Origin of the sequence: Asticcacaulis sp. AC466, from assembly GCF_000495815.1 — a bacterium.
In the GTDB taxonomy this organism is placed as follows: domain Bacteria; phylum Pseudomonadota; class Alphaproteobacteria; order Caulobacterales; family Caulobacteraceae; genus Asticcacaulis.
In genome coordinates this window covers 663302-682173 of record NZ_AWGE01000001.1, presented here as the reverse complement: position 1 = coordinate 682173, position 18872 = coordinate 663302, and the positions used below count along the sequence as shown (strand labels likewise).

The window sequence follows — 18872 nt, the reverse complement described above, 5'->3', positions numbered from 1 at the left end:
CTACTGTGGATAGTCTATCTCCTGTACGTGTAAAGTTCAGGAGTATAACAGTCTACGGTAGAAAGCCGGTCCAAAATGAGCTCGATTGAATCGTTAAGCGCCTGTATCTCGCCTCTTCAGACCGCCAAGGTCTTCAATCCAATGCGGCCGGAATATTACCGCGCCGATGAGATGAAGGCACCGAAGCCGAAAGACACGTCGACACGCGACGGTCCGGCCGTGACAATCACCCTCTCGGACGAAGCCAAGGCTGCAATCGAAGGCTGAAGTGCTTAACAGGCACGCCGTTGGACCTGACTAAGGCACGTAGTTGAGAATCGGCGACAGCCAGCGCTCGGCCTCGTCGACCGTCCAGCCCTTGCGGCGAGCATAGTCTGCCACCTGATCCTTTTCGATCTTGCCGACGCCGAAATAGTGCGCCTTCGGATGGGCGAAATACATGCCCGAAACCGAGGCCGGCGGCGTCATGGCGAGCGATTCCGTTAGTTCCATGCCCGTGCGTTCGCGCGCATCGAGCAGGTCAAACAGCGTCCATTTTTCGGTGTGGTCCGGCTGGGCCGGATAGCCCGGTGCCGGACGAATGCCGGTGTATTTTTCGGCAATCAGCTCTTCCACCGACAAGGTTTCATCGGAAGCGTACCCCCACAGTTCCCGACGGACGCGAGCATGCAGGGCTTCGGCAAACGCTTCGGCCAGGCGATCCGCCAGAGCGGTCGCCAAAATGGCATTATAGTCGTCGCCCCTGGCCTTGAATGCCTTGGCGACTTCCATCTCGCCATGCCCCGCAGTGACGGCGAATCCGCCGATCCAGTCGGGCATGCCCCCCGGAAGCGAAGGATGGGGCGCGATGAAGTCGGACAAGGCCGTGTTGCTTTGGCCTTCCCGAGTCTTTTTCATCTGCTGGCGTAGAGTCTGGAAGCGCGCGACAACCGTCTCACGGCTTTCGTCGCTATAGACTTCGATATCGTCATCCGGCGTGGCGTTGGCCGGCCAGAAGCCGACGACGCCGCGCGCCTCAAACCACTTTTCGTCGAGAATCTGTTTCAGCATGGCCCGCGCGTCAGCATAGAGGCTGCGCGCCGCTTCGCCGACAATGTCGTCTTCGAGAATGGCGGGGAACTTGCCCGCCAGTTCCCACGTCGCAAAGAATGGCGTCCAGTCGATATGGTCAGCCAGGTCATGCAGATCATAGGGCGAGAACGTCTTCAGCCCCAGGAAAGATGGCGCCACCGGCGGCTCCGCGGCGAAGTCGATCTTGAATCTGTTGGCCCGCGCCTCAATCAAGGACGACCGCGGCTGGGAATTGCCCTTGCCATAGGCCAGACGAACCTTTTCGTAATCCGCCTTGGTGTCGGCGACGAAACCGTCACGTTCGGTTTCCGACAACAGGTTGGACACCACGCCGACCGCACGCGAGGCGTCAAGCACATAGACCACCTGGTTATTGACATAGCCCGGCTCGATCTTGACCGCCGTGTGCGTCTTCGACGTCGTCGCCCCGCCGATCAGCAGGGGGATATCGAAGCCCTGACGCTGCATCTCGCGCGCCACGAAAACCATTTCGTCTAGGCTGGGCGTGATCAGACCGGACAGGCCGATCATATCGACCTTGTGCGCCTTCGCCTCGGCCAGAATCCGATCGGCCGGCACCATGACGCCCAGATCGATAACCTCATAATTATTGCATTGCAGGACCACGCCGACAATGTTCTTGCCAATGTCGTGGACATCGCCCTTGACCGTCGCCATCAGGACCTTGCCGGCCGCCTGATAGGTGCCGCCGGCCGCGACGTGCGCCTCTTTTTCCGCTTCCATGAAGGGCATCAGATAGGCCACCGACTGCTTCATGACCCGGGCGGACTTGACCACCTGGGGCAGGAACATCTTGCCGGCGCCGAACAGGTCGCCAACCACGTTCATCCCGGCCATCAACGGACCTTCGATGACGTGTAACGGACGATCGGCCTGCTGGCGCGCCTCTTCCGTGTCTGCCTCGATAAACTCCGTAATGCCATGCACCAGGGCGTGTTTCAGGCGCTCAGCCACGGAACCCTCACGCCAGGCCAGATTGGCCACCTGCACCTGACCCTTTTCGCCTTTGTACTTCGGCGCCAGATCGACCAGATATTCGGTGTTGGAAATGTTGTGACGCTGCGGCCGGTTGAGGATGACATCCTCGACCGCCTGACGCAGTTCGGCATCGATATCGTCGTAAACGGGCAGATCGCCTGCGTTGACGATGCCCATGTCCATGCCGGCCTGAATGGCGTGGTAGAGAAAGACACTGTGGATCGCACGGCGCACCGGTTCATTGCCGCGGAAGGAGAAGGAAACGTTCGACACGCCGCCGGACACCCGTGCGTAGGGCAGCGTCCGCTTGATGGCGCGGGTGCCTTCGATGAAGTCCACGGCGTAGTTGTTGTGCTCGTCGATGCCGGTGGCGACCGCGAAGATATTCGGATCGAAGATGATGTCTTCCGGCGGGAATCCGACTTCGTCCACCAGCACGCGGTAGGCCTTGGTACAGATTTCGATCTTGCGTTCGGCGGTATCGGCCTGGCCGACCTCATCGAAGGCCATGACCACCACGGCGGCGCCGTATTTCAGGCAGGCGCGCGCCTGTTCCTTGAACTTTTCGACCCCCTCCTTCATCGAGATCGAGTTGACGATGGCCTTGCCCTGAACGCACTTAAGACCCGCTTCGATGACCTCCCATTTGGAGCTGTCAATCATCACCGGCACGCGGGCGATATCTGGCTCGGCCGCCATAAGGTTCAGGAAGGTGCGCATGGCCACTTCTGAATCCAGCAGACCTTCGTCCATATTGACGTCAATGATCTGAGCCCCGGCCTCGACCTGCTGGCGCGCCACGGCCAGAGCTTCGGTGTAGTTGCCCTCGACGATCAGCTTCTTGAACTTGGCGGAACCGGTGACGTTGGTACGTTCGCCGATATTGATAAATGTTGGAGTCATTCTGTCTTCAGTGCTTGATCGACGGATGCGACAATGCCGATCCATTCATTGTAATTACCGCTGTCGAGATACAGCTCACGCAGTTCGGAATCGCCCGTCGTCAGGCGCTTGAGAATAGTCCGGGCCATAGGGATCAGATCGTCCGGCGGGGAGCCCATGGCATCCAGTGTCATATAGTAGTCCTGAGCCGAAATGTCGCTCTTTCCGGTCGCCACCGTAATCAGGGCCGCGCCCGCATAGGCCCGCGCCCCCTCGGCCAATTCGACATATTCACTATTGGCGCGCACATCGTCAAATGCCAGGCGCACCATGTCCCAGGACGGCGCCGCCTCCAGCTCCATCATGAAGTCCGCGGCATCGTCATTGTCGAAGGGTCCGTTGGACCAGGCACCCATCTATTTTCCCGCCCGCTTTACCGCCAGTTCGATCTGGCCATTGAGAAAGTCAACAAAATCGATCCCTTGCGCCTTCAGCGACTTCGGATAGAGCGACGCCTTGGTCAGGCCCGGCAAGGTGTTGGTTTCAAGATAGACCGGCCCGCTGTTTGTTTTTGCATCCGAAATAATGAAATCGGACCGCGAATAGCCCCGGCAGCTCATCGCCTTGTGCGCCTTGACGGCCAGTCGTTGCAGTTCGGCATTGACCTCCGGCGCGAAGCGGGCGGGACAGATTTCCTGGGTCGTCGATTTGAGATATTTGCCGGCATAGTCGAACGCGCCGTCACCGGGGACGATTTCGACCGGCGGCAAGGCGATGACCGATCCATCAGCCTGTTCCAGGACGCCACAGGTCGCCTCGGGACCTGTGATGAAGGGTTCGATCAGGTAAGCCATGCTGGCCGATTCGCGTCGAACGGCGGCAATATCCTGCGAGGCATTGACATAGATCAGGCCATAGGACGACCCTTCCTGGGCTGGCTTGGCGATCAGGCGGCCATAATGCGACAAGGCTTCGTCCGCTTCGTCCAGCGATATGGTCGAAGGCGAATAGACTCCGGCTAACCCTGCGAACAACTTGGCCGCCGTCTTGTCGAACGCCAGATGCGACGCGGCCGAACCGGAGCCGGTGAAGGGCACATTGCGCGCTTCGGCCAGCACTTGAAACTGACCGTTCTCCGCCGTTCCGCCATGGAGGCCAAGCACCAGAACCCGATCTTCGGCTGCGGCCTTGTCGAGCGCTTCGGCCATTTGGCCCAGCTTCGCGCCGTCAGCCTTAAAGGCGACCTCGAACGGTTTTTCATGACCCAGTAAACGGTCTTGCGACGTTTCAAACACGGCGCCGTCGAGGTCCCAGAACCACAGGTCGGCGTCAGGCAACGCCTGGGTCAAGGCCTGCGCTGACGCGACAGAGACAAGGCGTTCGCGGCTTGTGCCGCCAAAGAGTATGGTTGTTCGCATCCGTCAGGTCTCAAAAAAATCAGTTTCAATCTTCGCCGCTACGACGCTCAATGCCGCTAAAGCCCGCCGCACGCAACACCCTTTCGGTGCGGTGGGCCCGCCCACCGCACCGAAAATCTTCATGCCTTAAGAAGTTCCAGCAAAGCCTTGGCCCCGCCTTCGGACGAAGCGGGATTTTGGCCCGTGACCAAATGCCCGTCCGTTATAACATAGGGCCCCCAGTCTGCCCCCTTTTCGTAAAGTCCGCCCTTGCCTTTGAGCTCGTCCTCGACAAGGAACGGCACCACGTCGGTCAGGCCGACAGCCGCCTCTTCCGAATTGGTAAACCCGGTAACGCGCTTGCCCTTGACCAGGTATTCGCCGCCAGTTTTGACGTGGCGCAACACCCCCGGCGCATGACATACGGCGCCAACCGGCTTACCGGCCGTATAGAAGGCTTCGATCAGGGCGATGGAGGTCTTGTCTTCGGCCAGATCCCACAGGGGGCCGTGCCCGCCGGGATAGAAAACAGCGTCGAAGTCTTCCGCCTTGACCTCTGACAGTTTCGCGGTCCGAGCCAATACGGCCTGCGCGGCAGCGTCGGCTTTGAACCGCAATGTGGCTTCCGTTTGCCCCGACGGCTCGTCACTTTTCGGATCGAGCGGCGGCTGCCCGCCATTCGGCGAGGCGACCGTAACCTGCGCGCCTGCATCCAGGAACACATAGTAGGGCGCAGCGAATTCTTCGAGCCAGAAACCGGTTTTTTTGCCCGTGTCGCCCAATTGATCGTGCGAGGTCAGAACCATAAGAATTTTCATGAAGGTCTTCCTTTGAAAGCCCCACCCGCCCCTAAAATGGGCACGTCGGCAGCCAGCGCAACCTGAATAGCTCTAGCTAAGTTCGAACGGTTCCAGTCCGGCTAAACGCAAGGCCTTGGGGCGATCGGGAATCTGGCGCGGCGTGACACCGGCCACTTCGTCGGCCACGTGCTTGATGTGATCGGGCGTGGTGCCGCAACACCCGCCCAGGATATTGACGATGCCGTCCTTGGCCCATTCGTGCAATTCGTGCGCCGTTTCATGCGGCTGTTCGTCATACTGCCCCATGGCATTCGGCAGGCCGGCATTGGGATAGGCGGCAACCAGACAATCGGCGACCCGCGCCATTTCGGCGATGTGCGGCCGCATCAGATCAGCCCCGAGGGCGCAGTTAAAACCGACCGCGAACGGCTTGGCATGTTTGACGGAGTTCCAGAATGCTTCGGCGGTCTGGCCGGACAGGGTGCGGCCCGACCGATCGGTAATCGTACCGGAAATCCAGATCGGCAGTGTCTCCTGCCCCTCTTCTTCCAGATCGAGTATCGCCTTGATCGCCGCCTTGCAATTGAGCGTATCGGTAATGGTTTCGATGAGGTAGAGATCGACGCCGCCTTCGTAAAGTGCGGCCACCTGCTCGCGATAGGCCTGATAAACCTGATCGAAGGTGACAAGACGGGCGCCGGGATCATTGACGTCCGACGACATGCTCAGCATCTTGTTCAGCGGGCCGATAGAGCCCGCGACAAAGCGCGGCTTGTGCGGCTCGCGGGCTGTCCATTCGTCCGCCTTGGCGCGGGCGATCTTGGCGCCTTCGCGATTGATGTCGATACAGGCTTGCAGGTCGAGGTGATAGTCGTCCTGGGCAATGGTCGTGGCCGAAAAGGTGTTGGTTTCGGAAATATCCGCACCGGCGGCATAGTATTGATCGTGCAGGTCCGAAATGATGTCCGGCCGCGTCAGGCACAGGATATCGTTATTGCCCTTCATCTGCCCGATGTGATCCCTGAAGCGCTCACCCCGAAAATCGGCTTCCTCCAGTTCACGCCGCTGGATCATGACGCCCCAGGACCCGTCAAGGATCAAGATGCGTTCCCTTGCAGCCTGTTTCAGGGCGGCGATACGGTCTTTACGGGTCATGGTCGTCTTTCCTGAGCCTCATATCGAGACAGTAGGCGGCGCGAATGCGCCTGGGGTTGGGTGTACGGTCGTGACGCAAGCAATGGCACGACCAGACGGGTCACGGCGCGGCCACCGCTATTCCGAGGATACGGCAGATCGCGAATACAAGATCCGCCCGATTGAGCGTATAGAAGTGGAAATTTTCCACGCCTTCGCGTTCGAGGCCTAGACACAGCTCAACCGCCACCGCCGATGCCAGCAACTTACGCGTTTCGGCATCATCGTCCAGGCCGTCGAACAAAGCCGCCAGCCAAGCCGGAATGTGCGCGTCGCAGGCCGCCGCCATGCGGCGCAAGCCCTTGAAATTCGTCACCGGCATGATGCCCGGCGTGAGGTCGATCTGGATTCCTGCATCGGCAACAGCATCGCGGAAACGCAAAAAGGTAGCCGGCTCGAAAAAGAACTGGCTGATGCCTCGCGTCGCCCCAGCGTCAACCTTCTGGCGCAACACATCGAGATCGAAGGCCAGTGATGGCGATTGCGGGTGCTTTTCCGGATAGACCCCGACGCTGACCTCGAAATCACCGATACGGCGGATGGCCGCCGTCAGCTCCGTGGCGTTCTGATATCCATCGGCGCGGGGCACATAGTCGCCAAACCCAGAAGGCGGATCACCACGCAGGGCCACGATGTGGCGCACACCGGCCTCCCAATAGCCACGGATCACCTCATCGACCTCGTCGCGAGACGCATCGACGCAGGTCAGGTGCGCGGCCGGTTTCAGCTCGGTCTGGTCAAGCATCCGCTTGACCGTCCTGTGCGTGCGTTCGCGGGTAGACCCGCCGGCGCCATAGGTGACGGACACAAAGTCCGGATTAAGCGGCGCCAGGCGACGAATGGACTCCCACAGGGTCGTTTCCATTTCCTCTGTCTTGGGCGGAAAAAATTCGAAGGAGACCTTCAGATTCTGGCCACCGGCAGCCAGCGAACGGGCGATGGGGGCAAGCTCTGGCTTAAGGGCGGGATTTAAGGTGGGGCTCATAATACTCTCTTGCCGTTCAGGCTTTCTGGACCAGCCAGATTTTTACGGTGAGGCCAGCGTCGGCCTTCGGCGGCAGTTGGGTGACGTTGACCGGCGTCAGGCCGGCAGCGTCAAACCAGTGGGCCATGTCTTCGTCCAGCATACCCAATCGGCGATGCTGATATTGCTCGCGCATGATTTCCAAGGTGTGATGATCGAAATCGACGATCAACAGCCGGCCGCCAGGCTTAAGCAGGCGCGCAGCCTCGGCTATCGCGCGGCCCGGGTCGGCCAGGAAGTGAAGCACCTGATGGATGATAACGAGATCTGCGGCACTCGCGGGCAGGCGGGTGTCGTAGATATCGCCGTGGCGGAAATCCGCGCCGTCAATCCCGGCGTCGAACGCCTTGGATCGCGCGATATTCAGCATGTGCTGCGACAGATCGATACCAATGGCGGTTCTGGTGTCGCGCGCCAGGAGTTCCAGCATCCGGCCCGATCCGGTGCCCAGATCGACAACACGGTCATAGGCAAACCCCGACAGAGCCTTCAGGATCGCCTGCTCGACATCGCTTTCCGACACATAGTGGCTGCGAATTTCATCCCATTTCGGCGCAATCGTTTCGAAGTAACCTTCCGCCGACTTGCGCCGCGACAGACGCACCGCTTCCAATTGCCGTAAATCTTCGGCATAGGACTCATCGAGCGCATTCAGAATCGCGTCGAGCAGTGGACGAATGGCAGGCGCAGACGCCAGACGATAAAAGACCCAGGCCCCATCCGGAAAACGCTCAATCAAGCCGGCCTCCGTCATCAGCTTGAGGTGACGCGAGACGCGCGGCTGGCTTTGATCGAGAATGGAGACAAGCTCCATCACCGACAACTCTTCCCGCGCCAGCAAACGCAGGAGGCGCAGGCGTGTCGGTTCACCCGCGGCCTTTAAGGCCTCAAGAAGGGTGTTGAAATCCGTTTTTATGGGCGGCGAGCTACTCATATAATCATATAAAGATATCTTTATATGATTGGCAAGCAAAATCTGCACCTGATCGACGGCATAGAATTCATGCGTCAGCATGGCGCATGGTAATTTTAGACGATATACCCCATTCTATATACTCAGAACAGTGAGGTTATGGCTATGAGAGACGGCGTCGACTTGGGAACGGCCTTGATGCGCGGCGTTACGCGTAAATGCCCATGCTGCGGCCAGGCTCCGGCGTTCCGAGGCTATCTGAAGGTTGTCGATGCCTGTCGTAACTGCCAGACCCCCCTCAGCGTCTATCCGACCGATGACGGTCCGGCCTATATCACCATGATTCTGATCGGACATCTGGTCATTGCGCCGGCGTTCATGTTCGGCATTTTCTATACCTATCCGATGCAAGTCCTTGTGCCGGTGATGGTTGGCGCGATCGGCTTGCTCACCCTGGCGGCGCTGCCTTTCGTCAAGGGCGCCTTTCTCAGCCTGATGTGGTATCTCGGCCTGAAGCAGGCCCGATAGATAGAGGCGCGGCATACCGCATAATCGGCCGCACAATCGGGCTTGACAGGTGTTCGCCTTCAGCGCGAAATACCTATCCGGTTTACGCTGGCAAGGAGACACGCCAATGGCTCACAAGTTTGAAATCCGCAAGAACAAGGCGGGCGAATTCGTCGCCTACTTTACCTACAATGGAGAAAGCATCTTCTGGACCGAAGGGTACAGTTCCAAGGCATCCGCCAAGAACGCCATTGAGTCGATCAAGAAAAATGGCCCCCCGGCCGAAATCGACGACCAGACGGATTAGATCGCTTTCTGAGACTGCGATCACAGCGCCGAAAATAATGAAGGCGGCCTGCCAAGCAGACCGCCTTCATTTATTCTACCAGTGTTAGCCTGTCCAGATCAGGGTCAGGCCATTGTTAGTGCATCCTGAATAAGCGCGATAGATCCTTGCGCTTCTTCTGTGCACTCCATCGATAGGCGGTCTATTTCTTCCTGTGCAAAACTGCGCATCAACAAGGCCGCCTGAGGCGATAGGGCCATCAGCGTACGGGTAGATGCGCGCGCCAGCGCCAGGGCAGCGTCCACGTCAACCAAATTGGCCGTGTCGCGAGCGACAGCCAAGGCATAGAGACGTGAAGCCACATTCGGGGAGGAATTAGGCATCATTTTCTTTTTGGACATGGGGTGAATACAAACTCTTGGAACTGGGCCCGAAACCAGAGGATGCAAAAACACACACGACACATCCGGGCCATAGACAAGGCATACGCTTTATTACCCTTTATAATAGTCATGAATGTGACAAAAACCAGACAATACGCCCATACCGCATTGCGCGCAAAAGTTGCCATCTAATTGTAATAATGAAAATATTTCAGGGCAACCTCGGATAAAATTTCGAAACTATCCGATATAAGCAACATTATCTAATGAGAGCGGTCCCATTTAATAAATTATACGATGTTTAGGGATTTTTTTTCTACACTCTAACGGGGCTTGAGCAAATTATGGCCAAATTAAGGCACAACTTGTCCCGAGAGGCGGCACATGAAAGAGGGTAGCACGTCACACGCCTTTCACAGAGAGAAATCCTTCAGAAAACGAAAGCGCCGGCCGCAGATGCGGACCGGCGCTCAATACAGAATGGCAGAAAAGCTGTTAGGAGCCTTCTGGTTAGCTGATTAGCCCACTTTCTGGGCCAAGCGCTCCTGACCGTCTCGGATCAGTTGCGCAGCCGCTTCCGGCTCGACCCAACCCAGAACGTTGGTCATCTTATTCTTTTCCAGGTCCTTGTAGTGCGCAAAGAAGTGCGTGATCTGGTCGATCAGGATCGACGGCATCTGACGATAGCTCTGGATGTTGGTGTAATAGGGGTGCAACTTGTCAACAGGCACAGCCAAGATCTTTTCGTCACGACCAGCCTCGTCCTCCATCACCAGGGCGCCGATCGGACGGCACCGGATGACAACGCCCGGATAGACCGGCGTCGGACCGACCACCATAATATCGCAAGGATCGCCGTCGTCGGCCAGAGTATGCGGAATGAAGCCGTAATTGCCCGGATAGAACATGGAGGTGTACAGGAATCGGTCAACGAACAGGGCGCCGGAGTCCTTGTCCATTTCGTATTTCACCGGCATCCCACCCTGCGGGATTTCAATGACGGCGTGGACATCCCACGGCGCGTTTGGACCAACGGAAATTTTGTCGATATTCATTGTTTGTCTTTGGGCTTATCTTTGGGTTTGTCTTTGGAAAGCTGTGGTTTAGGTCTTAAAGGTGGGCTTTCATAGGCTCTGCTTTTCTTTCGCACAAGCGAGGAACTATAAAAAGGCGACGTTTTGGGCAAAATTCCGTTACGAAGTCCGCCGAAGCCTCCTATACAGGTCGCATAATACGCCACTCTTGCCTTGAAGAGGTCGTCCGGAAAGCTCATGTCCCTCCTCTCGAACCTGATAGATTCCGCACGGGAAAGCCCGCTAGATATTGTAGGTCTCGTCATCTTCATCTTTTGCTGGCTCGGTTATGAGCCATTCCTAAGACGTATTTCGAAAAGCCGGGGCCTGATTACCAAGGACCTAAGCGTCGTGCGCCGCGCCTGGATGAAGGAAATGACCGTGCGCGAGGTCAAACTGTTCGATTCAAACCTCATGGCGCACGCGGTCAATTCAGCCACCAATTTTTCATCGGCCAACCTGTTGCTGATTGCCGCCGTCGCCGGTGTCCTGTTCGGCGGCCATCTGCCGATAAAATCGATGTCGGCGCTTGGATTCGACGTCTCATCGGTTGTTCTGTTCCAGATTAAGCTGGCCCTGGTCGTCGTCTGCCTGTCGCGGGGCCTGCTCGACTTCATCTGGTCTCTGCGCCAGATGAATTACTGCGCCGCCGCCATGGGCTCTTTGCCAGAAAATATGGACAAAGACACGGCGGCCAAATTCACCAATGCCGTGACCAATATATTGGAACCGGCCATGTCCAGCTTTTCACAGGGGGTGCGCGCCTACTACTTTTCGCTCGCTGCAGCGGCCTGGTTGCTTGGCCCCATTTACCTGGCTGTCGCCAGCATTGGTGCGGTTCTTCTGCTGGGCTGGCGTCAATCCCGGTCGCAATCGGCGCGAGGCCTGAAACAATTGCGTGAACTTCTGGAAGAACACCCCTATCCGACGCCGCCACGCCCCATCAACGTTCCGGTCGCTTCAGATGCGGAAAAAACAAGCGAAAATATTGCATCGCACAATGCGAAGGGCGGCTATTGAATTAGGCCGCCCCTCGAGATGCTACCTCTGCCTGGGCCTGTAATGATATGTGATCATATTATGTTACATTTTTGGCTTGATATTTTTTGCACCGCAAACTAAATTAATCTCGTTCGGCGCTTTTCAGCGCTGATGCCCTTCCTGGGCGTTTCCTCCCTGTAAACTTAGCCGCGCTCGAGCAGCGCGGCTTTTTTTTGCTTGAATGCCAGTTCCGCCCAAAGGCGAAGCCGGTCGCGCGAACCTGGCACAAGAAGGCCAGATTAATCGCGTGTCAGTTCGTCCCTCACGCCGTCGAAAATCGCCCTTAGGCGCAAAGCATCGCCGAGCGGCTCGACGCGTATCTCATCCATATAGATCGCGCGATTGATCTCTATCTGCAACGCCTCGACACCTCCTGCGGGGCGGCCGTAGGTTTCAACGATATAGCCACCGGCGAACGGCCTATTGAGTCCCACCCGCAGACCGGCGTTTTCCAGCACGCGTTTTACGCGTCGCACCAGGTCCGGCGAACAGGTTTCGCCATGCCGGTTGCCGAGCACAATATCCGGCCGCAGCTCCCCCGCCTTGAAATGGTTGAGCGCGGCGCTGGGCATGGAATGCCAGTCGATCAAAATGGCAGGCGCCCCCGCCCGCTTTGCATCCGTCAATAAGCGCCTAAGTGCGGTGTGATAGGGCCGGTGAATAAGATCGAGACGGCGGTTGACCTCCGCCATGTCAAGGGAATGGCTATATATGTCCTGGTCGGCGTTCAGTCGCCGGGCAATCACCCCGAAGCCGGCCTTGACGCGGGCGCTGAGCGACAAAGCCGCCTTGGGCAATTCACCGCGGATGAGGCGGGCATCGAGTTCCAGCGGACTACGGTTGACGTCGCAGAAGGCGCGGGCATAGCGGCAGACGATGCCGTGCACCTCTAATTCAGGCCGCAAGTCCACAAGTTCGTCGACAAATGCGTCTTCGCTGGCGCGCAGGCCGAGCGGGCTTTGGCGGGCTTCGGCGACGAAGCTGTCCGGGTAATAGCGCCCGCTGTGCGGCAGACTGTAGACAACCCGACTGATACCCCCGGCCGGGGCAACCGTATGGCAGGCCAGATCGGCGGTGTGGACAAGGTGCCAGGGCGGGGGAGACAGGTCGGTCATATTAGCACTTTAGTAGGACATTCCTGTCACGTCTTCACCTCTAATTTACGCCGCCGCTGCAAAGATAGTGACATCTGCGAAGAGCGGGATATGATGCGTCAGCGTTTGGGGATTTTATGACTGAACCGATGAAAAAGATTCTGCTCGCCGAAGACGAAGATTCCGTACGCAGCTTTCTGTCGCGCGCCTTGCAACGCGCCGGCTACGAGGTGATTAGTTGCCCCGATGGCGACACCGCCATCCTGGCGCTGGATCAAGGGCCATATGACCTGCTGCTCACGGATATCGTCATGCCCGGCGCGGACGGCATCGAGGTCGCAAAGCGCGCCGCACAAATCCAGCCTGACCTGAAAATCATGTTCATCACCGGATTCGCCGCCGTTGCGCTCAACGCCCAAAAGGCGTCACCGAACGCCAAGGTGCTCGAAAAGCCGGTACATCTGCGTGAGATCGTAACCGAAGTCGAGCGGCTGATCGCGGCCTGATCATGAAGCGGGCGGTCATCATATCTGCCGCCTTGTTACTGTCCGCCAGCGGCACCCTGGCAAGCACCAAGCCGCCGTTTTCCGCCGCGCGAAAATACAGCGCTGCCGAAGCCGTCGTGGTTGGGCGTGTTATAAAACTGGTCCATAACGATTTCGATGGCAGCGAACACGCCGTCGTCAGCGTCAATGCCGCGCTGAAAGGCTTTGTCGGACTGAAAATCAATGTTTTGATCAAAGGCGCTCGCGAATACAATATTCCCGACCTGGCGGTGGGCGCCGACTATACTTTTTACCTCACCCAAACGCCCAATGGCGACTATCAATCGGTCAACGGCCGACATGGCGTCGTGCGGCAGGACCCAAAATATCCGGCCATGTAGGTCATGAGTAAAGCGGACAAACAAAAAGCGCCGGAGACGATCCGGCGCTTTTTCGTTAGTGAAGATGGTGGGCGCTACAGGGATTGAACCTGTGACCCCTACCATGTCAAGGTAGTGCTCTCCCGCTGAGCTAAGCGCCCATCTTCACTAGAGGAGCGGCTGTATAGCGACCGGTTTCGGCCTTGGCAAGCGCCTGAACAACTTTTTTCGGGGAAAAGAAAATTATTGCCGTAAAGCGTAGCTGTTAGCCAGCTCCGTCGCCTGACGCACGCCCGCTTCGTCAAGCACATGCTGGCTGTCCATGCTGGCTAAAAGGTCGGCGGCAACGCGATCGCCGCCATTGGCCGCCAGAAGCGCCCAGCCGTAGGCCTTCACCGGGTCGCGCGGCAGGATGTCGCCTTCATAATAAAGTCCGGCCAGTCGGCTTTGCGCCAAGGCAAAGCCCGCGCCGGCCGCTTCGCGGATCAGCGCCAGACCACGCGACCTGTCCGCCTTGACCCCAGTACCGGTCAAATAGAGATTGCCGAGATTGTATTTGGACGGCGCATGGCCCTGCGCGGCGGCCTTTCCGTACCACATAACGGCCAGATCATAATTCTGAGCGACGCCGTCACCGGCTTCATACAGGGTGGCGACATTGAATTGTGCGATATCGTACCCTTGCTCAGCGGCTTTCTTGTACCAGCCGAAGGCCTGGGTCAGGTCCGCCTTGACCCCAAAACCGTTGTCATAAGCCAGGCCCATATAGTACTGCGCGCCGACATAGCCCTGGTCCGCCGCCTTGCGCACCCAATAGATCGCCTTGTCGTAATCGACTGCGACACCGTAGCCCTTGTAATAGGCGACACCCAGCTCGGTCTGCGCCTCTGCGCTCCCTTGCTCTGCTGCCTTCTGATACCAGTGCAAGGCCTGCGTATAGTCTTGTCCGATGCCGTTGCCGACAAAATAGTCGTCGGCCAGCCGCAATTGCGAGGCGACGTCTCCGGCTTCGGCCTGACGCTTAAGGACACCCATATCCATGGTTTCAGCAACACGTTGCTGGTCGGCCAAGGCCTCCGCGGACGACATACCAGTCTGGGCCCCGGCAGGCGCGCCAAGGGCCATGAACACCAACGCCATGAAGATGGCGGTCAAAGGCATACGAGCCGAACGATACGATTTCACGACATGCCTCCCGGCCATTACAGTCAGTCCATTAGGGGATGAATATGCCGAGTATATGGGCTTATGCGTCAGTTTCCGCCAGTAGTCAGCGGATTACATTATCGCAATGCAGCACATTTGCACCAGATATGCGGCATCAGGGCCACAGTTTTTCGGATCGTTTGTGCGAACTTGGACGAATATAGTCATAAACCGCAAGGCCGGCATCCGGATCGCTGAAGGTTCGCCAACTGGTTTCGGCGACCGCCACATGCGCATCGTTCCTGCCGTCGCGCCAATGCTCGTCGATGGAGACGCGCCAAAATTCGTAATCCTTGGACTGAATCTCGCGGCGGTTCTGACGGTTGATGATGTGGACAAGGCTGACGCGGCCGTCGAATATATCCGCCGGCGCCTGACCACCGCATATATCGGCAAGAACATTCGCGGGAACATGTTCAGCCAGTTTGCGGATCGCATGACGCAGCCGGTATTTTTCCAGGAAGGCATCTGTATTCAGACGGGTACGACTGGAATAGGTGATGTCCTTCATCCGTTCCTGCACCTCGTCCATTGTCGCGGGGTCGGGGCCTTCGGCGCTGAACAGGTCGATCTGAAAGATGAGCGTATCCTTGGCGACTCCCGCTTCCAGGATGTAGGACAGGGGCGTGTTCGAGACCAGCCCGCCGTCCCAATAGGGCTCACCATCGACATACACCGCCGGAAAGCCGGGCGGCAGGGCCGCGCTGGCCATGACATGCTCAGGTCCTATCCGGCGATCCCGGCTGTCGAAATAGACGAAGTTGCCGGATTTGACATGGACCGCGCCGAGGCTGAGCCGCACACCGCCTGCGTTGATGCGGTCGAAATCGACGTGGCGCAACAAGGTTTCGCGCAGTGGCGCCGTGTCGTAGAAGCTGGTCGCCTCAGGTGTGCCGGCGCGGTTGAACCAGGGCAGGAGGAACCATGGCCGGAAAAAGCCCTTTACACCCGCCACAATCGCCCACAGGCCACTGAACTGGCGGAAGTTGAAATCGCTGACATCATGCCGGGCGGCAACCTGCCCCCCCGGCACATCAGTGCTGATTTCGTCCCAAAAGGCACGTAAGTGTGTCACCCGGTTTTCCGGCGCATTTCCGGCGATAATGGCCGCGTTGATGGCGCCTATCGAAATACCGGCGACCCAGTCGGGCTCGACCTTGTTCTCGTGCAGAACTTCATAAGCGCCCGCCTGGTAAGCACCCAAAGCCCCGCCACCCTGGAGCACCAGACAGGTCTGATCATAGGCGGCGGTAATGGCGGCAGCAGACGGCGAGGTTTCAAACGACATGGTCTATAATCCCGGTGACGAAACCGGGACTATATTGCACCGCAATATGGCTTTTTTCAAGCCTACTGCACACCGTAGACGACGCAGGCCTTGGCTTCCAGCCGCTGTAGGGGCGGTGTCTGAATGAACGGGTTCTGCAAGGCCTTGGCTTCGAGATACTCGGCCGAACCGACGGCCCCCGCGCTTGCGATAACGGGCGCTGGCGGAGGTGGCGACATGGCATAGCCCGCTTCGAAGTTGCGAGACTGAACGTCCTGGGCTGCGGTCGGATCCCCGCTACCCTCCGGCGTGCGCGCCAGAATATCGGTTTCGCAGGCGCGTCCCGTCGGATCGATGACCTTGATGCCGCCCAATTTGCCGCCGGCGGATGCAGCCGCGTTGCCCGCACGCACGCGCGCATCCTTTATAGCTTCGTTATAGAGCCAGGTATTGGTGGCATTGTCAGCCTGCAAGCTGAAATTGACAGGCGTAGACGAGGTCGGCGCAGCGGCGAGGACCAGGGCATAGGCCCGTTCCAGCACGGCCACGTCACGGACTTCGACACTGATGTTCAGGGACACCTGATAGTTTTCAATCTTGTCGCCGCGCTGGTCTTCTATGCGGTTGCCGTTCTTGTCCTTGTATTGCTCATAAAGCGCCCGCATCGAAAAGCCGGTCGTGACACGCACCTTGTCATTGCCGAGCTTGGCCAGCGCCTGGTTGAGGCCGCGGGTTTGTTCGATCGCCTTTGCCTGAGCCTTTTCCGCCGTTGGGGCGACGGTCAGGAAGGTAGCGGAAAAATAGGCGCGGTTGGCCGGCACCTCGGTGAACACGAACCCGGTCTGGGTGATGACGCTTTCCTTCATCCACCAGGGCGCCCGATCATAGGGCGACGGATTGACCGGCACGGCCTGGGCGAATGCAGAACTGGCGGTGGAAACCAGCAGGCCCGCGGCCAGAATGCCTGATAAAATGGTACGCATGTGTCCCTCCTCTGTTGTGTTGGGCAATATCACCATCGCCATAAGGCGAAACTTAGACCTTTCTTATTCTCTGGAACATCTGTCCCATCGTTTTTTGCGAAGGTCAGTGCGCATCTTGCCGCATGGCCGGCTCACTAGACATCCCTTCGTCTTTGATCGCACTGATCATCGTCAGCGCGATATTTGTCGTCATGAGCGTGTGCTGTCTGCGCGATATCTGGCCGAAGCGGTATCAGCATTCGCATCCCCTGACCCAGTTTCAATGGACGCGCCGACTGGCCAGACGCGGCGACGCCAAGGCCTGGGCCGATTGTGCGGCGATGCTGGAAAAGGGGACAGGCGGCGCGCCGCGCAACCCGCATCTCGCCAAAACCTACCGCGAACGGGCGCTGGACATATACCGCCCGAAGGCGCGCAACGGTGACGGGCTGGCGTGGCTGAAAATGGCGGAAATCTACAACAGCACGCATAAGGGCCCAGGCATCGACGACAATGCTGACCGTTGCTATCACCGCGCCTGGAAGATCCACGTTCAGCAGGCCGAAGATGGCGATCCGAACGGCATGGCCTATGCCGGCTATCAGTACCGCTTCGGTCTGGGCATTATCGCCGACCTGGAAAAAGCAGCGCATTATCTCGAAGGCGCGGCACGAGCCGGGCACGCCCCATCAATCAAAAGCCTGGCCGATCTATATGCGATGGGTTTCAAAGCCAAGCCGGATCCGGTCAAGGCCGCCCAGCTCTACCGTCTGGCCGCGATGAAGGGTGATGTCGAATCGCTGGAGCGCGTAGGCGACAACTACTTCGGCAATCTCGGCGAAAACACCAGCCGGGAACTGGCCTATTTCTGGTATTCCCACGCCCTGCGCAAGGGGCGCGAAGCCGCGCGCGACAAACTGCGCTGGCTGGAGGAACAGTGGACACCCAAGCAATTGCGCGATGTTCAGGATCGGTTGCGCGACTGGGTGCCGGGGTAAGCTCAACGAGCCGCAGGGTGCGATGCACGCCAAGCAGCGGCACGTTTGTCGCCCTCCGCCACGGCGTCGGCCGAAATCTTGTCCTTCAAAAATTCCCGCGCGATCTTCACCTTGTCCTGATCGCCATCGGCTATGGCCAGCCATTTCCAGGCCTCGGCATCGTCCTTTTCGACTCCGCGACCGGAATAGTACATGTAGCTGTAGTTAAGCTGGGACTGGGTATCGCCTTCAACGGCCGCCTTGGCATACCACTGACGCGCCTTTTCATAGTCCTTCACATCGCTGCGCCAGTCGTAATAGAGATTACCGAGCGCGGCGCTGGTTCCCGGAACATTCTGCGTCGCCGCCTTGAGCAGCCACGGTTCGGCGACCTTCGCCTGCCCTGCGCCGGCCAGGTTGCGGCCGTAGATCAATTGCGCCTTGCCGTCACCGGCAGCGGCCGCCTCCCCCATCAGCTTGTCGGCTTCCGCGATATCGGGCTCGCGGCTGCCGCGTCCCATGCCAATGGCTGCCGCCAGCTTGCGCTTGGCTTCCACATTGCCGGCATCCGACGCCTTCTTGTACCACGCGACGGCCTTGTCGCCGTCCGTCTCGGTCTTGGACTTGTTGTAGATATCGCCAAGCGCCAGCATGGCGCGTGCATCGCCCTGGGCCGCTGCTTTCTCAAACAAGGGAATAGCGGTTTCATCGCTGTCGGCCTTCACGGCCCGCTCGTAGGGCGTGCCCCCGCCGTTTAGGTTGGCCCTGCCCTGTTCAAACAGACTCCGCAGGTCGGCCACCGCCTCGTCGCCCGTCCGCCAGTGCCGGCTAAGCCCAAACGCAATCGCAGCCGCCACCACGACGATCAGAAGGATCACCAGGAACGGATTGCCGGATTTCTTTTTCTGCTTGACCATCTAAGCCCCCACTT

General features: G+C 58.5%; 21 protein-coding genes and 1 tRNA gene. 7 read left to right on the top strand and 15 right to left on the bottom strand.

Annotated features, from left to right (window positions below; all coding sequences use genetic code 11):
- The first annotated feature begins 75 nt into the window (after positions 1-75).
- Complete coding sequence (locus AEAC466_RS26085) at positions 76-267, top strand: hypothetical protein (protein WP_023456676.1); 192 nt, start codon at positions 76-78, stop codon at positions 265-267.
- A gap of 30 nt (positions 268-297) precedes the next feature.
- On the opposite strand, the gene metH is transcribed toward AEAC466_RS26085, so the two are convergent.
- The 7 genes from metH to AEAC466_RS26050 form a co-directional block, all read right to left on the bottom strand.
- The gene (gene metH / locus AEAC466_RS26080) at positions 298-2973 is read right to left on the bottom strand and encodes a methionine synthase (protein WP_023456675.1); all 2676 of its coding nucleotides are present in this window, start codon (positions 2971-2973) and stop codon (positions 298-300) included.
- On the bottom strand, positions 2970-3368 hold the full coding sequence (locus tag AEAC466_RS26075) for a DUF4259 domain-containing protein (protein WP_023456674.1): 399 nt from the start codon (positions 3366-3368) through the stop codon (positions 2970-2972). The genes metH and AEAC466_RS26075 overlap by 4 nt, the downstream gene beginning before the upstream one ends.
- Positions 3369-4370 (bottom strand): D-alanine--D-alanine ligase family protein, encoded by a 1002-nt coding sequence (locus tag AEAC466_RS26070; RefSeq protein WP_023456673.1) that lies wholly within the window; start codon positions 4368-4370, stop codon positions 3369-3371.
- Positions 4371-4489: 119 nt separating this feature from the next.
- A complete protein-coding gene (locus AEAC466_RS26065) occupies positions 4490-5167 on the bottom strand; it encodes a type 1 glutamine amidotransferase domain-containing protein (RefSeq protein ID WP_023456672.1) in 678 nt (225 codons plus the stop codon).
- 72 nt (positions 5168-5239) lie between these two features.
- Positions 5240-6304: a homocysteine S-methyltransferase family protein gene (locus AEAC466_RS26060; RefSeq protein WP_023456671.1), complete on the bottom strand. Its 1065-nt coding sequence runs from the start codon at positions 6302-6304 to the stop codon at positions 5240-5242.
- Between the two features lie 100 nt (positions 6305-6404).
- Positions 6405-7328, bottom strand: a complete 924-nt coding sequence (metF, locus tag AEAC466_RS26055) for a methylenetetrahydrofolate reductase [NAD(P)H] (RefSeq protein ID WP_023456670.1) — start codon at positions 7326-7328, stop codon at positions 6405-6407.
- Positions 7329-7344: 16 nt separating this feature from the next.
- The gene (locus AEAC466_RS26050; RefSeq protein ID WP_052025055.1) at positions 7345-8301 is read right to left on the bottom strand and encodes an ArsR/SmtB family transcription factor; all 957 of its coding nucleotides are present in this window, start codon (positions 8299-8301) and stop codon (positions 7345-7347) included.
- A gap of 138 nt (positions 8302-8439) precedes the next feature.
- Here AEAC466_RS26050 and AEAC466_RS26045 point away from each other — a divergent pair, with 138 nt between their 5' ends.
- Together AEAC466_RS26045 and AEAC466_RS26040 are read left to right on the top strand one after the other, a co-directional pair.
- Positions 8440-8808, top strand: a complete 369-nt coding sequence (locus AEAC466_RS26045; protein WP_023456668.1) for a DUF983 domain-containing protein — start codon at positions 8440-8442, stop codon at positions 8806-8808.
- A 106-nt stretch (positions 8809-8914) separates the two neighbouring features.
- A complete protein-coding gene (locus tag AEAC466_RS26040; RefSeq protein ID WP_023456667.1) occupies positions 8915-9094 on the top strand; it encodes a YegP family protein in 180 nt (59 codons plus the stop codon).
- Between the two features lie 104 nt (positions 9095-9198).
- Here AEAC466_RS26040 and AEAC466_RS26035 read toward each other — a convergent pair whose 3' ends face one another.
- Together AEAC466_RS26035 and ppa are read right to left on the bottom strand one after the other, a co-directional pair.
- Positions 9199-9474, bottom strand: coding sequence for a hypothetical protein (locus AEAC466_RS26035; protein WP_023456666.1), 276 nt, complete (start codon positions 9472-9474; stop codon positions 9199-9201).
- 500 nt (positions 9475-9974) lie between these two features.
- Positions 9975-10511, bottom strand: a complete 537-nt coding sequence (gene ppa, locus AEAC466_RS26030; RefSeq protein WP_023456665.1) for an inorganic diphosphatase — start codon at positions 10509-10511, stop codon at positions 9975-9977.
- Positions 10512-10727: 216 nt separating this feature from the next.
- Here ppa and AEAC466_RS26025 point away from each other — a divergent pair, with 216 nt between their 5' ends.
- Complete coding sequence (locus AEAC466_RS26025; protein WP_023456664.1) at positions 10728-11549, top strand: DUF599 domain-containing protein; 822 nt, start codon at positions 10728-10730, stop codon at positions 11547-11549.
- Between the two features lie 260 nt (positions 11550-11809).
- Here AEAC466_RS26025 and AEAC466_RS26020 read toward each other — a convergent pair whose 3' ends face one another.
- Positions 11810-12685 (bottom strand): N-formylglutamate amidohydrolase, encoded by an 876-nt coding sequence (locus AEAC466_RS26020; RefSeq protein ID WP_023456663.1) that lies wholly within the window; start codon positions 12683-12685, stop codon positions 11810-11812.
- 128 nt (positions 12686-12813) lie between these two features.
- Here AEAC466_RS26020 and AEAC466_RS26015 point away from each other — a divergent pair, with 128 nt between their 5' ends.
- Together AEAC466_RS26015 and AEAC466_RS26010 are read left to right on the top strand one after the other, a co-directional pair.
- Positions 12814-13170, top strand: coding sequence for a response regulator (locus AEAC466_RS26015; protein WP_031238159.1), 357 nt, complete (start codon positions 12814-12816; stop codon positions 13168-13170).
- A gap of 2 nt (positions 13171-13172) precedes the next feature.
- Positions 13173-13550, top strand: coding sequence for a hypothetical protein (locus AEAC466_RS26010; RefSeq protein ID WP_023456661.1), 378 nt, complete (start codon positions 13173-13175; stop codon positions 13548-13550).
- A gap of 65 nt (positions 13551-13615) precedes the next feature.
- Here AEAC466_RS26010 and AEAC466_RS26005 read toward each other — a convergent pair.
- The 4 genes from AEAC466_RS26005 to AEAC466_RS25990 all read right to left on the bottom strand — a co-directional run bounded on the left by AEAC466_RS26005 (position 13616) and on the right by AEAC466_RS25990 (position 16985).
- Positions 13616-13690: transfer RNA gene (locus AEAC466_RS26005), tRNA-Val, on the bottom strand.
- Between the two features lie 82 nt (positions 13691-13772).
- Positions 13773-14714, bottom strand: coding sequence for a tetratricopeptide repeat protein (locus AEAC466_RS26000; protein ID WP_162148919.1), 942 nt, complete (start codon positions 14712-14714; stop codon positions 13773-13775).
- A 136-nt stretch (positions 14715-14850) separates the two neighbouring features.
- Positions 14851-16023 carry a patatin-like phospholipase family protein gene (locus AEAC466_RS25995; protein WP_023456659.1) on the bottom strand — a complete coding sequence of 391 codons (1173 nt, stop codon included), beginning with the start codon at positions 16021-16023 and terminating at the stop codon, positions 14851-14853.
- A gap of 62 nt (positions 16024-16085) precedes the next feature.
- A complete protein-coding gene (locus tag AEAC466_RS25990; RefSeq protein WP_023456658.1) occupies positions 16086-16985 on the bottom strand; it encodes an SIMPL domain-containing protein in 900 nt (299 codons plus the stop codon).
- Between the two features lie 122 nt (positions 16986-17107).
- Here AEAC466_RS25990 and AEAC466_RS25985 point away from each other — a divergent pair, with 122 nt between their 5' ends.
- Positions 17108-17962 (top strand): tetratricopeptide repeat protein, encoded by an 855-nt coding sequence (locus tag AEAC466_RS25985; RefSeq protein ID WP_023456657.1) that lies wholly within the window; start codon positions 17108-17110, stop codon positions 17960-17962.
- Positions 17963-17964: 2 nt separating this feature from the next.
- Here the strand turns inward: AEAC466_RS25985 and AEAC466_RS25980 are convergent, their stop codons facing one another.
- A complete protein-coding gene (locus tag AEAC466_RS25980; RefSeq protein ID WP_023456656.1) occupies positions 17965-18858 on the bottom strand; it encodes a tetratricopeptide repeat protein in 894 nt (297 codons plus the stop codon).
- Positions 18859-18872: the final 14 nt, after the last annotated feature.

What these genes read in the sequence shown, in the direction of transcription:
- AEAC466_RS26085 (WP_023456676.1), top strand. Translation starts at nt 76, where the DNA reads ATGAGCTCGATTGAATCGTTAAGCGCCTGTATCTCGCCTCTTCAGACC.
- metH (WP_023456675.1), bottom strand. Translation starts at nt 2,973, where the DNA reads ATGACTCCAACATTTATCAATATCGGCGAACGTACCAACGTCACCGGT.
- AEAC466_RS26075 (WP_023456674.1), bottom strand. Translation starts at nt 3,368, where the DNA reads ATGGGTGCCTGGTCCAACGGACCCTTCGACAATGACGATGCCGCGGAC.
- AEAC466_RS26070 (WP_023456673.1), bottom strand. Translation starts at nt 4,370, where the DNA reads ATGCGAACAACCATACTCTTTGGCGGCACAAGCCGCGAACGCCTTGTC.
- AEAC466_RS26065 (WP_023456672.1), bottom strand. Translation starts at nt 5,167, where the DNA reads ATGAAAATTCTTATGGTTCTGACCTCGCACGATCAATTGGGCGACACG.
- AEAC466_RS26060 (WP_023456671.1), bottom strand. Translation starts at nt 6,304, where the DNA reads ATGACCCGTAAAGACCGTATCGCCGCCCTGAAACAGGCTGCAAGGGAA.
- metF (WP_023456670.1), bottom strand. Translation starts at nt 7,328, where the DNA reads ATGAGCCCCACCTTAAATCCCGCCCTTAAGCCAGAGCTTGCCCCCATC.
- AEAC466_RS26050 (WP_052025055.1), bottom strand. Translation starts at nt 8,301, where the DNA reads ATGAGTAGCTCGCCGCCCATAAAAACGGATTTCAACACCCTTCTTGAG.
- AEAC466_RS26045 (WP_023456668.1), top strand. Translation starts at nt 8,440, where the DNA reads ATGGCTATGAGAGACGGCGTCGACTTGGGAACGGCCTTGATGCGCGGC.
- AEAC466_RS26040 (WP_023456667.1), top strand. Translation starts at nt 8,915, where the DNA reads ATGGCTCACAAGTTTGAAATCCGCAAGAACAAGGCGGGCGAATTCGTC.
- AEAC466_RS26035 (WP_023456666.1), bottom strand. Translation starts at nt 9,474, where the DNA reads ATGTCCAAAAAGAAAATGATGCCTAATTCCTCCCCGAATGTGGCTTCA.
- ppa (WP_023456665.1), bottom strand. Translation starts at nt 10,511, where the DNA reads ATGAATATCGACAAAATTTCCGTTGGTCCAAACGCGCCGTGGGATGTC.
- AEAC466_RS26025 (WP_023456664.1), top strand. Translation starts at nt 10,728, where the DNA reads ATGTCCCTCCTCTCGAACCTGATAGATTCCGCACGGGAAAGCCCGCTA.
- AEAC466_RS26020 (WP_023456663.1), bottom strand. Translation starts at nt 12,685, where the DNA reads ATGACCGACCTGTCTCCCCCGCCCTGGCACCTTGTCCACACCGCCGAT.
- AEAC466_RS26015 (WP_031238159.1), top strand. Translation starts at nt 12,814, where the DNA reads ATGAAAAAGATTCTGCTCGCCGAAGACGAAGATTCCGTACGCAGCTTT.
- AEAC466_RS26010 (WP_023456661.1), top strand. Translation starts at nt 13,173, where the DNA reads ATGAAGCGGGCGGTCATCATATCTGCCGCCTTGTTACTGTCCGCCAGC.
- AEAC466_RS25995 (WP_023456659.1), bottom strand. Translation starts at nt 16,023, where the DNA reads ATGTCGTTTGAAACCTCGCCGTCTGCTGCCGCCATTACCGCCGCCTAT.
- AEAC466_RS25990 (WP_023456658.1), bottom strand. Translation starts at nt 16,985, where the DNA reads ATGCGTACCATTTTATCAGGCATTCTGGCCGCGGGCCTGCTGGTTTCC.
- AEAC466_RS25985 (WP_023456657.1), top strand. Translation starts at nt 17,108, where the DNA reads ATGGCCGGCTCACTAGACATCCCTTCGTCTTTGATCGCACTGATCATC.
- AEAC466_RS25980 (WP_023456656.1), bottom strand. Translation starts at nt 18,858, where the DNA reads ATGGTCAAGCAGAAAAAGAAATCCGGCAATCCGTTCCTGGTGATCCTT.